This window comes from Streptomyces dengpaensis (assembly GCF_002946835.1).
GTDB lineage: Bacteria > Actinomycetota > Actinomycetes > Streptomycetales > Streptomycetaceae > Streptomyces > Streptomyces dengpaensis.
The window spans coordinates 7,846,453-7,859,028 of the sequence record NZ_CP026652.1; the positions used below are offsets into that span (position 1 = coordinate 7,846,453).

Below are 12,576 nucleotides of genomic sequence, written 5' to 3' on the forward strand. Positions count from 1 at the left end.
CCCCTGGCTGCGGGACAGTAGCGGAGACCGCCAGGACGGAGGGGGACGAGATGCTGAAGGTTCCCGTCAGTGGGGAACGCCTGGACATACTGGAGTGGTTGCGAGACCCCGCCGCGCACTTTCCGTCACAGCGCCACGGCGATCTCGTCAAGGACGGCGTCAGCTCGGCGACCCTCGCCGCCAAGCTCGGCGTGAGCCGCGCCGTGGCGCGCACACACCTCGACATCCTCACCAGGGTCGGGCTGCTGCGGGCCAAGAAGATCAGATACCGGACCTTCTACCGTCGCGACGAGTACCGCATCGCCGAGGTGAGCCGCTACTTCGAGAAGGGCTGGTAGGGGTACGTGGCTGCCTTGCGGAACACCGCTGCGCTCGTACGGCTCGAACTCCTGGCGGGCGACGGCTTGTTGGCCTGCGGCACCTGCCGCGCTCCTGCGCGGCCGGCGGCCGGCTGAGCCTGGGGAGCCTGTGGGAGCGGGGCCCGACCAACCTCGTCGTCAACATGACGGGCTGACTCGTCCTGGATCGGCTGACCGGCGCGGCTTCGGCGGGCCGCGCCTCCTCGGTGGGCGGCACCTCCTCCCACCTGCACCTCCTGCTCGGCACCGGCCTCCGCGACGCGTTGACGACGTACGCGACGTTCTCGTACGCGACGCTGCGGCCGACCGCGACCGGCGCGAGGTTCTACGCTGCCGCCAACGTTGTCGGCCCACTCCCCGGAACTGGATCACATGAGCGTCATCAGCGTCGGACAGGCCGTCGTCCTCGGAGCCGTCGAGGGGGTGACCGAATTCCTCCCCGTCTCCTCCACCGGCCATCTCAAGATCACCGAAGGGCTGATGGGCATCCCCGTCGACGACGACGCCGTCGTCGGCTTCTCCGCGGTCATCCAGGTCGGCGCGATCGCCGCCGTGCTCGTGTACTTCTTCAAGGACATCGTGCGGATCGTCTCCGCCTGGGGGCGCGGGCTGCGCGACAAGGAGGAGCGCTACCACCACGACTACAAGTTCGCCTGGTGGGTCATCTACGCGACCATTCCGATCGTGCTCGTGGGCCTGGCGGCGAAGCCGCTCATCGAGGGCCCGCTCGCCTCGCTGTGGGTGGTCGCCGGCTCGCTCATCGTCGGCAGCGGGGTGATGTGGGCGGCGGACCGGATGGGCCGGCACAAGCGCGGTGAGGACGACACCTCGTTCAAGGACGCGATGCTGGTCGGCAGCTCCCAGATTCTCGCCCTGCTCTTCCCGGGCTTTTCGCGCTCCGGCGCCACCATGTCCACGGCGCTCATGCTCGACCTGGACCGCGTCGCCGCCACCCGGCTCTCGTTCTTCCTCGGCATCCCCGCCCTGACCGGTGCCGGTCTGTACGAGCTGAAGGACGCCCTGGGCACGGGAGTGGGCGCCGCCCCGCTGGCGGTCGGCACGATCGCCTCGTTCGTGGTCGCGTACGGCTCCATCGCCTGGCTGCTGAAGTTCGTCGCCAAGCACTCCTTCAACGCCTTCGTGATCTACCGGATCGTCATCGGAGTGGCGCTGTTCGGACTGCTGTCCACGGGCGTACTGAACAGCTGATCGCGGCAACTCACGGGCAGCTCGGATGTGAATTCGGTTTTCAGGCTCCACGCCCTGTGAACTCTTCTCGCCCACTTGACACTGCCCGCCCGTCACCCGCACCATCACCTCCGTGAACCTGTCAGACAGCCAGACAGGTGGCTCGGTGCCGCGGCGTGTAAGCGCCATGGAAGCGGTGCTCACCCACCTCCGCGGCGCCATAGAGCGCGGCGAGTACGCCATCGGCGACAAACTCCCCTCCGAGGCGGAGCTCTGCCGTCGCCTCGAAGTCAGCCGCCCCGTGCTCCGCGAGGCCCTGCGGGCCCTGCAGGTGATGGGCCTGACCGTGTCCCGTACCGGCAAGGGCACCTTCGTGGTCGCCAACACGGTCGAGGACCCCACTTTCGGTGACTACGCGGCGAGCGACCTGCTCGAAGTGCGCCGCCATGTCGAGATCCCCGTCGCCGGGTACGCGGCCCTGCGCCGCACCCCCGAGAACCTCGACCGCCTCGCCCATCTGCTCGACCGTATGGAGCGGGAGACGGACACCACGGCCTGGGTCGCGATGGACACGATCTTCCACATCGCCGTCGCCGAGGCCTCCCAGAACCCCGTCTTCCGCCGGGTCATCGAGGAGATCCGGGATGCCCTGGCCCGCCAGTCGGCCTTCCTGAACGAACTCGGCGGCCGTCGCGAGCAGTCCAACCGCGAGCACCGCGCGATCGTCGAGGCGCTGATCGACGGTTCCGAGCACGACGCGGTGGAGGCCATGTCCCACCACCTCGACCGCGTCGAAACCACCCTCACCTCCATCGTGCGCCCCGAGCGCACGGTCTCACCCGCGGAAGGCGGACCCCAGGCGTGAGCGAGCCATCCCTTCAGGAATCTGCGGTCCCGACCCCGCGTGTCGCGGGCCGGTACGGCGTATGCCGCCGCGTCGCAGAGACACGCGACGGGGCTGACGCATGAACCAGGCTCTGGCATACGGCAGTTCGCTCGCTGCGGCCCCGGTGATCCGCGAACCCCTGCACGCCCCCGTCGCCCATCTCGTACGCGGCGGAGTCGTCGAAGGCATCCACTACGGGTCGGTCGTCGTGCTGGCCGCCGACGGCGGTGTGGAGCTGCAGATCGGCGACATCGAGGCCGCCTTCTACCCGCGCTCCGCGCTCAAGCCCGTCCAGGCCGTGGCCATGCTGCGGGCCGGGCTGCCGCTGGACGGCGAACTGCTCTCCCTCGCCGCGGCCAGCCACTCCGGCGAGGAACGGCACCTCGCCGGGACCCGGCGGATCCTGGAGCTGGCCGGACTCCCCGAGGGCCGGCTGCGCAATGTCCCGGACCTGCCGTTCGACCCGGTCGTACGCGAGGCCTGGGTGCGCGAGGGCCGGCAGCCCTCCCAGCTCGCCCAGAACTGCTCGGGCAAGCACGCGGCCATGCTCTACACGGCCCGCCTCAACGGCTGGTCGCTCGACGACTACCTCGACCCGGCCCATCCGCTCCAGCAGGCCATCGCGGAGATCGTCGAAGACCTCACCGGACAAGCCATCGCCCAGGTGACCGTCGACGGCTGCGGAGCACCCCTGTTCTCCGTCTCACTGCACGGACTCGCCCGCGCCGCCGCGCGGATCACCACCGCCGCGCCGGGCACACCCGAGGCGCGCGTGGCCGACGCCATGCGCCAGCACGCTGAGATGGCCTCCGGGTCCGGGCGCGACGTCGCCGCGCTGATGCGGGCCGTGCCGGGGCTGCTCGCCAAGGACGGCTTCGAAGGCGTGCAGGTCGCGGCGCTGCCGGACGGCCGGGCCGTCGCCGTGAAGATCTCCGACGGCGCCGACCGGGCGCGCGTCCCGGTGGCCGCGGCCGCCCTCGCACGCTGCGGGATCGACCCGGCGGCGCTCGCCGCGTTCGCGGGCGCGCCGCTCCTCGGAGGCGGTGCGGTGGTCGGGAACATCCGGCCCGCCCGCGCGCTCGACCCGCTCACGCCGTCCACGTACGCCTGAACCACGGCGCCGTACGCCTGAACCACGGCGCCGTACGCCTGAACCACGGCGCCCGGTCCGGCGCCGTACGCCCGAACTATGGCGCCGAGGCCCGAACTATGGCGCCGACGCCCGAACCATGGCGCCGTACGCCCGAACCATGGCGCCCCGTCCGGCACCGTACGCCTGAATCACCCATGTCCTGCTGAAAGTTGGCCCGCACGCCATGACCGCCGCAGCGCACCGCAGCGAACACGACCTGCTCGGAGACCGTCACGTCCCCGCCGACGCGTACTGGGGCGTCCACACCCTGCGCGCCACGGAGAACTTCCCCATCACGGGCACCCCGATCTCCGCCTACCCGCACCTGATCGACGCCCTCGCCGCGGTCAAGGAGGCCGCCGCCCTCGCCAACGAGGAACTCGGCCTGCTCGAATCCCGCAAGGCGGCCGCCATCGTCGAGGCCTGCCGGGAGATCCGCGACGGCAAGCTGCACGACCAGTTCGTCGTCGACGTCATCCAGGGCGGCGCCGGAACCTCGACGAACATGAACGCCAACGAGGTCGTCGCCAACCGGGCGTTGGAGCTCCTGGGCCACGCCAAGGGCGACTACCAGCACCTGCACCCCAACGAGGACGTCAACCTCGGCCAGTCGACCAACGACGTCTATCCGACCGCCGTCAAGGTCGCCACGGTCTTCGCCGTGCGCGGGCTGCTCAAGGCCATGGCCGTGCTCCAGGACGCCTTCGCGCGCAAGGCCGTCGAGTTCCGCGACGTACTGAAGATGGGACGTACCCAGCTCCAGGACGCGGTGCCGATGACGCTGGGGCAGGAGTTCTCGGCGTACGCGGTGATGCTGGACGAGGACCGCAGCCGGCTCGCCGAGGCCGCCGAGCTGATCCACGAGATCAACCTCGGCGCCACCGCCATCGGCACCGGGCTCAACGCCCCCGCCGGATACGCCGAGTCGGTGCGCCGCCATCTCGCCGGCATCACCGGGCTGCCGCTGGTCACCGCCGCCAACCTGGTCGAGGCGACCCAGGACTGCGGCGCCTTCGTCCAGATGTCGGGCGTACTCAAGCGGATCGCCGTCAAGCTCTCCAAGAGCTGCAACGACCTGCGGCTGCTGTCCTCCGGGCCGCGCGCGGGCCTCAACGAGATCAACCTGCCGCCGGTGCAGGCGGGTTCGAGCATCATGCCCGGCAAGGTCAACCCGGTGATCCCCGAGGTCGTCAACCAGGTCGCCTTCGAGGTGATCGGCAACGACGTCACCATCACCATGGCCGCGGAAGCCGGTCAGCTCCAGCTCAACGCCTTCGAGCCGATCATCCTGCACTCCCTGTCCGAGAGCATCACCCACCTGCGGACCGCCTGCCTGACCCTCGCCGAGCGGTGCGTCGCCGGGATCACGGCGAACACCGAGGAGCTGCGTGCCGCCGTGGAGAACTCCATCGGGCTGGTGACCGCGCTCAACCCGCACATCGGGTACACGGCGGCCACCGACATCGCGAAGGAGGCGCTCGCCACCGGCCGTGGCGTCGCCGAACTCGTCCTGGAGAAGGGTCTGTTGCCGGCCGAACGACTCGGCGAACTGCTGCGGCCCGAGGTGCTCGCGGGCGGCGGCCCCGCGCGGGGCTGACGGGTGGACGAGCACGAGGGCCGAATGGGCGGCGAACGGTGATGGTGCTGCCGTTCCTGTCCCTCCAGCCGACCCTCGACCGCATCAGAGCCCCGATCGCGAGCCCTCCGGCAACCGTTCCTTGGCGGTGAGCGGGAGCGAGCCCGAGCACCGGCACGCCCCGAACGGTCTTGAGCGCACTGGTCGTCCGCTTTCACCACCGGGTGGCTACACGGATCCTGTCCGTGGTCCGGCGCCGGAAGGGCGGAGTCCCTCACGACCTGGCCATATGGACACGGCCAGAGGCGACGGGGAGGCCCTGAACCATCACTCCGGTGGAGCAGGGGCCCGCACGCTGGCGCCGTACCCGGCGTCCCGGATCGCGCGATCACGTTAACCCGGTGGGCCCAAGGCGCCGCAAGCCCGCGAGCGGACGATCACACGATCGAGCTAACGGCCACGTTTGGAGGCGTCACTTCACGCCTCCGTCGCGTGGCAGTGACCGGCCCTCATGGGCCCGCCCCCCACGAAAGACCCGCACCGATCACACACCGGTAACATGTCGGCCCCCGCCCGGTGGGCCCCGCGTCGCCTTCCGGCCACCCCGCGTTGACACGCTTCCCGAGTGTTGGCCATGGCTTTTCCCGTCGATCTCCGCCGCTGTCAGGCTCTGGGCCTGGCCGGTACCGCCTTCCTCGCGCTGGGCGGTGAGACGGCCGGCGCGCTGCCGGTGCGGGAGCTGGTCGCCCCCGAGTCCGGTCGTGGCGTACTCGGCCTGGTCGGCGTGTTCTTCGGGGTCGTGCTGCTGATAGCCGCCTGGGCGCTGCTGGGCACCGTCGTACGGGGCCCCGAAGCGCCGACTCCGCGTTCCCTGCTGCTCGTTCTCGCCGTCTGGGCGGCGCCGCTGCTGCTGGCGCCTCCGCTGTTCAGCCGCGACGTATACAGCTATCTCGCACAGGGAGCCATGGTCGACGCGCGCATGGACGTGTACGCGCACGGCCCCGCGCAGCTCGGCGGCCCGCTCGCCGACGAGGTCGCGCCGGTGTGGCAGCACACCACGACGCCGTACGGCCCGGTCTTCCTCGTCGTCGCCTCCGCGCTGTCCGGACTCACGCAGGGGGAGATTCCGGCCGGTCTGCTCGGTATGCGCCTGGTCGCGCTGCTCGGCGTCGCCCTCATGGCGGCGGCACTGCCCCGGCTGGCCCGGCACAGCGGCGCCGATCCGGCCGCCGCGCTGTGGCTCGGGGCGCTCAACCCCCTCGTCCTGCTCCACCTGGTGGCCGGTGCGCACAACGACGCCATCATGCTCGGCCTGCTCGGCCTCGGTCTGGTGGCCGCGTGCGGCCGGTGGCACGTGCTGGGCGTCGTCCTCGTCACCCTCGCCGCGCTGGTGAAGGCGCCTGCTGCGCTCGGCCTCCTTGCGGTGATCGCGCTGCGCGGGCGCCGCGGGATGGTGCGGTCCACGCTGGTCACCGCCGGGGTCGCCCTCGCCACGACGGCCGCGGCAACCGCCGCGGCCGGCACGGGATACGGCTGGATCGCGGCCCTGAAGACCCCTGTCTCTCCGCACAACTGGTCGCCCACCAGCGTCCTCGGCCGCGCCACCGGATCCCTGCTCGAGAAACTCGGCAGCGGTCTCGCGCCCCTGGCCCTGCCCCTCTGGCACGCGACCGGGCTCGCGGTGACCGTGATCGTGGTGCTGTTCATATGGCTGCGCCTGCGGCCCGGCCCGATCTACGCCCTGGGCCTGAGTCTGGCCGCGGTCGCCGCGTTCGGCCCGGCGATCCGGCCCTGGTACGCGCTGTGGGGCCTGTTCCTCATCGCCGCGGCGGCGCCCAGCGGTTCGGTGCGGCACCGGGTCGCGGCCGTCAGCGCGGTACTCGCGCTCACCTTGCTGCCGAGCGGGGGACCGCCCGACGCCGCGCAGGTGGTCCTGGCCGTCTCCGGCGGGGTACTCGCCCTCGTCGTGCTCTGGCAGGCCCATCAAGCGGCACAGGCACCGACGCTGGAACGGACGGCATGAGAGGGCTGAGCGCAATGAGAGGACCGAACGGCTCGAAAGAGCCCAGCGGTCTGAGGGTTCCCAGCGGACTGAGAGGACTGAGCGGCTTGCGAGGGGCGGGCGGCGGGAGACCACCGAGCGGCGCGAGCGAGCCGAGTCGCGGGGGAGAGCTGGGCGGCATGGGCGAGCCGGGCGGCACGAACGGTCCGAAGGGGACGAACGGTTCGAGCAGGATGAGCGGTTCGAGCGGAACCAACGTTTCGAGCGGAACCAACGTTTCGAGCGGAACCAACGTTTCGAGCGGAACGAGCGGTTCGAACGGAACGAGCGGCTTGCGAGAGCTGCTGCGTACCGATCGTCGGCGGTTGCTCTGCGTGCTCGGACTCGCCGTCGTCGTCGGCGTGTTCACCGCCACCGTGCCGCTGCTGCGCGACTGGTTCGACCTGCGCGTCTACTACGGGACGGTCGACACCTGGGTCCACCACGGCGGCCGGATCTACGACTACCGGGTGCCGGGGACGACGTACGGATTCACGTATCCGCCGTTCGCGGCCCTCGGCATGCTGCCGATGGCGCTGGTCGCGCTGGACACGGCGATCGCCGTCGGGCTGCTGCTCAACATCGCCGCGCTCGCCGCGGTGGTGTGGTTCCTGGTGGGGCCCGCGCTGCGCCGGTACGGCTGGTTCGGCTTCGCCATGGCGGCCTGTCTGCTGGCCCTGTTCGAACCGGTCCGCGACACCTTCAGCTTCGGCCAGGTGAACCTCCTGCTCCTCGCTCTCGTGCTGAGCGACGCGTGGCTGCTGTCGACCGGCCGGGGGCGCCGGGCGGGCGTCGGCATCGGCCTGGCCGCGGCGATCAAGCTCACCCCCGCGCTCTTCATCGGCCTGCTGCTGCTCGCCCGCCGCTGGCGCGCCGCCGGGGTCGCGACGGCCGTCGCCGCAGCGGCCACCGGGCTTGCCGCGTGGGCGGTGCCGGACGCCTCGCGCTTCTACTGGACCGAGGCGCTGTGGGACACGGGCCGCATCGGACGTCTCGCCTATGTCTCCAACCAGTCCTTGCAGGGCGTGCTGGCCCGGCTCGCGGCACCGGACGAACCGAGCAAGGCCGCCTGGGCGACGGTCGCCCTGCTGGTCCTGTGCCTGTGGGCGTGGCGGACCACCCGCGCGCTGGCCGACGAGGACTGGACGGCCGCGTTCGCCCTCACCGGGCTCGCCGCCTGCCTCGTCAGCCCGATCACCTGGGTGCACCATCTCGTCTGGCTGCTGCCGGCCTTCGCCGTCCTGCTGCACCGGCGCCGGCTGCGGGTCGCGGCGGCCCTGTACGCGGTGCTGTGCAGCAGCGTGGTGTGGCTCTGGTTCCACGACGCGTCCGGCCTCGACGGATTCCTCGGCAGCAACACGTACACCTGGATCACCCTCGGGCTGCTGTTGTGGCTGCCCGTCGGTCAGCCGCGCGTGAGCCGCCCGTTCCTGAGCCGCAGGGCCAGGAACACGCCTCCGGCGCCCAGCCCTGCCGCGCCCGCGATCCCGGCGACCTCCGGCCAGCCGGGCCCGTCGCCCGCCGGGTGCGCCGGGGCTCCGGTCGTCGCGCCGGGTCCCGCGGCCGGGACGCCCCGCGTGTCGACGAGCGTTCCGACGGGGTCGACGCGTCCGGCTGCCCTGAAGCCCCAGTCGAGCAGCGAGCGCGCCTCCTCGTAGACGGCGTACCCGCCGCCCTCCTGAGGATTCATCACGGTGACGACGAGGGTGCGCCCGCCCCGCCGGGCGGCGGCGACGAGCGTGTTGCCCGCTTCGCTCGTGTAGCCGTTCTTGACGCCGATCAGGCCCGGGTACGGCTCCACCCCGTCGGCACCGGTCAGCAGCCGGTTGGTGTTGGCGATCTCGTACGACCAGCCGCCGGCGGGGAACTTGGCCTGGGCGGTGGAGCAGTAGCGCGCGAACTCCGGGTTGCGCAGCCCGGCCCGGCCGAAGACCGCCAGGTCGTACGCGGACGAGACCTGACCGGGTGTGTCGTACCCGTCGGGCGACAGGACGTGCGTGTCGAGGGCGCCCAGCGAACGGGCCTTGGCCTGCATGCGGGCGGCCGTGGTTTTCCAGCCGCCGTTCATCGCGGCCAGCACGTGCACCGCGTCGTTGCCGGAGCTGAGGAACACACCGCGCCACAGGTCGGCCACACGGTAGGTACGCCCCTGGGCGACCCCCACCAGGCTGCTGCCGTCACCGATGCCCTCCAGCTCCTCCTCCCGGACGGTGTGCCGGATGCCGCCGGGCAGCGACGGGAGCACGGTGAGGGCGAACAGGGTCTTCAGGGTGCTGGCGGGCGGCAGCTTGAGGTGGGCGTTGTGGGCGGCGAGTACGTCACCGGTGCGGGCGTCGGCCACCAGCCACGACAGCGCGGAGATGTCCTCCTCGGGGATCTCGGGCGCCCCGGCCCTCGGCCGGACCTGTGTCCCGGACCGGTACAGCAACGGCGGCTGTGACGCCGTGGGTCTCCGACCGCCCGGGTCGTCCGTGCCGACCCGGGCGGTGGCGGGACTGGGCGCGAGGGCCAGTGCGCCGACCACACACAGGGCGGAACAGCAGAGGGCGGCGCGGCAGACACGCGTGCGGGCGCCGGTGCGGGCGCGGAATGAGAATCCGATAGTCATATGGACAACGTAGAAACGGGTACGCCGTACGCCGGGGCGCCAGGCCCGAGCGAGAGGGGTCGTGCACCCGGATGCCGCACTCTGGTGCACGCGTTACGCGGTGGGCAAGGTTGGCTGGACCTGGCGGAGGAAGGCCGCGTTGTCAGGCGTGGCGCGCAGCCGCTCCAGGAGGGTTTCGAGGGTGGCCTGGCCGTCCCGCGTCCTCAGGGCGCGCCCCAGCCCACGTACGGCCGTCAACTCGGGTGCGGGCAGCAGGAGTTCCTCACGGCGAGTGCCGGACGGCGTGATGTCGACGGCGGGGAAGACGCGCCGGGCGGCCAGGGCCCGGTCGAGGCGGAGCTCCATGTTGCCGGTGCTCTTGAGTTCCTCGAAGTAGTAGTCGTCGGCTCGGGAGCCGGTCTCCACCAGGGCGGTGGCCAGGATGGTGAGCGAGCCGCCCTCCTCGGCGAGGCGCGCGGCGCCGAAGAACCGCTTGGGGCCGTGCAGAGCGGCCGCGTCGACGCCGCCGCTGAGGGTACGGCCACCGGAAGCGGCCGCGTTGTTGTGCGCCCGGCACAGCCGGGTCAGCGAGTCCATCAGGATGACGACGTCCTCGCCCTGCTCCACGAGCCGCTTGGCGCGCTCGATGACGAGTTCGGCGAGCGCGATGTGCTGCTTCGGCGTCTTGTCGAAGGTCGAGGCGAAGACCTCGCCCCGGACGGAGCGGCGCATATCGGTGACTTCTTCGGGCCGCTCGTCGAGCAGCACCACCATCAGATGGCATGCGGGATGGTTGCCCGCGACGGCGGCGGCGATCTGCTGGAGCAGCACGGTCTTGCCGGTCTTGGGCGGGGCGACGATCAGACCGCGCTGGCCCTTGCCGACCGGCGCGACCAGATCGACGACGCGTCCGGCCAGACCGCTCGCCGGGTGTTCCAGGCGGATCCGCTCGCGGGGGTGCAGGGGGGTGAGGTCACTAAAGTGCGGGCGGTGGCGCAGCTCTTGGGGCGTACGGCCGTTGATGCGCTCGACCTCGGCGAGCGCGCGGGGTCCGCCGCGTACGCCTTCGACGGTGTCGCCCTTGCGCAGGCCGTGACGGCGGATCAGCGTGGGGGAGACCTGGACGTCGTTCGGCGTGGGCAGGCAGCTCGCGGAGCGCAGGTGCCCCTTCCCGTTGCCGTCGATGTCTAGGACACCGGTGGCGACCTGGGCCTGGGGGTGCGGCTGTACGGGAGGGCGTTCGAGTGTGGTGGTCATGGGAGGTCCTTTCACGGACGGACGTGCACGGGACATGCGGAAGGAAGGGGGAGAGAAGCCGCGATGGGAGGGCGACGGGCGCACCTCGACGCGGCGGGAACATCACCTCGGATACGCCGGACGGGAACAGCCCGTGGCCGCTGCGGAGGTGGTGCCGAGAAGCTGGACCGCCGGTCGGGAGTCGACGGGCGTGACAGCGAGAGGAAGAAGAACTGGCACCGGCGCCATTGAGTTGGCGTACACAAGTGCTGACTGGAGACTACCACCTGTTGGCCGGTTCGGCTGTGATGTGGCTCTCAGGGGCGTGTCGCCGACGGTGGCGGCGCGGTCCTCGTCCAGGCCCGACCCCTGGGCGTGGTGCGCTGAGCGGGCCTGAACCGGGGTCCGAGCCTGTTCGGCTGACCTGCCACCCGGGCCGGGCGTCGAGGAGTACCGGCTGGACGGCTGTGCCAGTCCAGCGGATTGCAGGGCGGGCTACTCCGCGTCGTCCTGTCCCGCCGTGGCGAGTTCGATGCCGCGGATACGGCGGAGCCAGCGGGCGAGGATGCAGAGGGCGCCGCCCACGATTCCGCAGGGCTCCCAGACCTCCGTGACGAGGGCGGGGAGGCCGCCGTGGCCGACGATGTAGATCGCCTGGGTTCCTACGACGGCCGCGATGAAGCCGTTCGTGCGGGACTCCACGGACAGCAGCCAGTCCACGGGGACCCACAGGGGGCCGACGAGGTCATGGATGCGCAGCCGGATCGCCGCCCACAGGAAGCCGAGCGCGTACCGCATCCGTGCGCGAGAGGACAGCACGATGCCCTGCTCGGGATCACCGGCGAGGATGGCTGCCCACTCCTCACGGAGGTGGGTGCGGCGTCGTCCGGCGATGAACGAGGCGAAGCCCAGGGTGCCGTTGCCCGTGCTGCTCGGGCGGTGCCGGGGGGCGGACGGGGGCGCGGCGTCCGTCTCCTCCACCGCGGAGCCGCCGTTGCGGAAAGCCGTGATCAGCAGGCCGGCCACGGCGAGCAGGAGGGCGACCGCCGTGAGGGCCCCGAAGACCCAGGCCCCCGTGAGGAGGGGCTCGGCGAGCGTGGGGCTCAGCAACTTCAGCACGTAACCGCTGACAAGGAAGAGCGCCGCCGCTGATCCGGCCAGTACCGGTGCCAACACCCCGACAACTGCTGTGATGCTGACGCCGTCAGCGCCGGGCTCCTCGTGCCGCTCGTCCACACTCATGCCGCACCCCCGTCACCGGCAGGGCGCAGCCCGAACAGCCTGGGCTTTTGCTCGCTCGCCCGGTGGGTGGCCAGCCGACCCGCGGCGGTGAGCTCGTAGTAGTACCGCTTCGGCCGCCCCGGATGCTCTTCCGTCTCGGCTCTGCGGACCGCCCATCCCGCGTCGACGAGCCGCTCGAGAATGGGATAGACCGTGCCGGAGCCGAGATCGGCCTCCTCGCAGATCCGCAGCCCCCACGCCGGATGGTCCGGCGTGGCGGCCAGCAGCACCTTGAGGACCTCAAGTGTCGGGCGAGTCAGGCGAATTGATGCCATACCACGAGTGAAGCA

At 71.4% G+C, this 12,576-nt stretch carries 10 protein-coding genes and 2 pseudogenes; 8 read left to right on the forward strand and 4 right to left on the reverse strand.

Going from position 1 to position 12,576, the window contains the following annotated elements; genetic code table 11:
- Positions 1-50: 50 nt before the first annotated feature.
- From C4B68_RS36575 to C4B68_RS44215, 8 genes and pseudogenes are all read left to right on the forward strand, one after another.
- The gene (locus tag C4B68_RS36575; RefSeq protein ID WP_099502318.1) at positions 51-338 is read left to right on the forward strand and encodes a helix-turn-helix domain-containing protein; all 288 of its coding nucleotides are present in this window, start codon (positions 51-53) and stop codon (positions 336-338) included.
- 176 nt (positions 339-514) lie between these two features.
- Positions 515-706 (forward strand): annotated as a pseudogene (locus tag C4B68_RS43760) (fluoride efflux transporter CrcB); the annotation flags it as partial.
- A 25-nt stretch (positions 707-731) separates the two neighbouring features.
- Positions 732-1,568 carry an undecaprenyl-diphosphate phosphatase gene (locus C4B68_RS36585; RefSeq protein WP_099502317.1) on the forward strand — a complete coding sequence of 279 codons (837 nt, stop codon included), beginning with the start codon at positions 732-734 and terminating at the stop codon, positions 1,566-1,568.
- Between the two features lie 166 nt (positions 1,569-1,734).
- Positions 1,735-2,412 (forward strand): FadR/GntR family transcriptional regulator, encoded by a 678-nt coding sequence (locus tag C4B68_RS36590; RefSeq protein ID WP_099502316.1) that lies wholly within the window; start codon positions 1,735-1,737, stop codon positions 2,410-2,412.
- 100 nt (positions 2,413-2,512) lie between these two features.
- A complete protein-coding gene (locus C4B68_RS36595; RefSeq protein WP_099502315.1) occupies positions 2,513-3,544 on the forward strand; it encodes an asparaginase in 1,032 nt (343 codons plus the stop codon).
- Positions 3,545-3,749: 205 nt separating this feature from the next.
- Complete coding sequence (gene aspA, locus C4B68_RS36600) at positions 3,750-5,162, forward strand: aspartate ammonia-lyase (protein WP_099502314.1); 1,413 nt, start codon at positions 3,750-3,752, stop codon at positions 5,160-5,162.
- A 613-nt stretch (positions 5,163-5,775) separates the two neighbouring features.
- Positions 5,776-7,164 (forward strand): polyprenol phosphomannose-dependent alpha 1,6 mannosyltransferase MptB, encoded by a 1,389-nt coding sequence (mptB, locus tag C4B68_RS36605; RefSeq protein ID WP_099502313.1) that lies wholly within the window; start codon positions 5,776-5,778, stop codon positions 7,162-7,164.
- A gap of 311 nt (positions 7,165-7,475) precedes the next feature.
- Positions 7,476-8,840 carry a glycosyltransferase 87 family protein gene (locus C4B68_RS44215; protein ID WP_306511332.1) on the forward strand — a complete coding sequence of 455 codons (1,365 nt, stop codon included), beginning with the start codon at positions 7,476-7,478 and terminating at the stop codon, positions 8,838-8,840.
- A gap of 83 nt (positions 8,841-8,923) precedes the next feature.
- Here the strand turns inward: C4B68_RS44215 and C4B68_RS36615 are convergent.
- The 4 genes and pseudogenes from C4B68_RS36615 to C4B68_RS36630 form a co-directional block, all read right to left on the reverse strand.
- Positions 8,924-9,790 (reverse strand): annotated as a pseudogene (locus tag C4B68_RS36615) (D-alanyl-D-alanine carboxypeptidase family protein); the annotation flags it as partial.
- Between the two features lie 93 nt (positions 9,791-9,883).
- Positions 9,884-11,026, reverse strand: a complete 1,143-nt coding sequence (rho, locus tag C4B68_RS36620) for a transcription termination factor Rho (RefSeq protein ID WP_218963935.1) — start codon at positions 11,024-11,026, stop codon at positions 9,884-9,886.
- Positions 11,027-11,500: 474 nt separating this feature from the next.
- The gene (locus C4B68_RS36625) at positions 11,501-12,247 is read right to left on the reverse strand and encodes a hypothetical protein (RefSeq protein ID WP_143674347.1); all 747 of its coding nucleotides are present in this window, start codon (positions 12,245-12,247) and stop codon (positions 11,501-11,503) included.
- Positions 12,244-12,561, reverse strand: coding sequence for a PadR family transcriptional regulator (locus C4B68_RS36630; protein ID WP_099502310.1), 318 nt, complete (start codon positions 12,559-12,561; stop codon positions 12,244-12,246). The genes C4B68_RS36625 and C4B68_RS36630 overlap by 4 nt, the downstream gene beginning before the upstream one ends.
- Positions 12,562-12,576 lie beyond the last annotated feature (15 nt).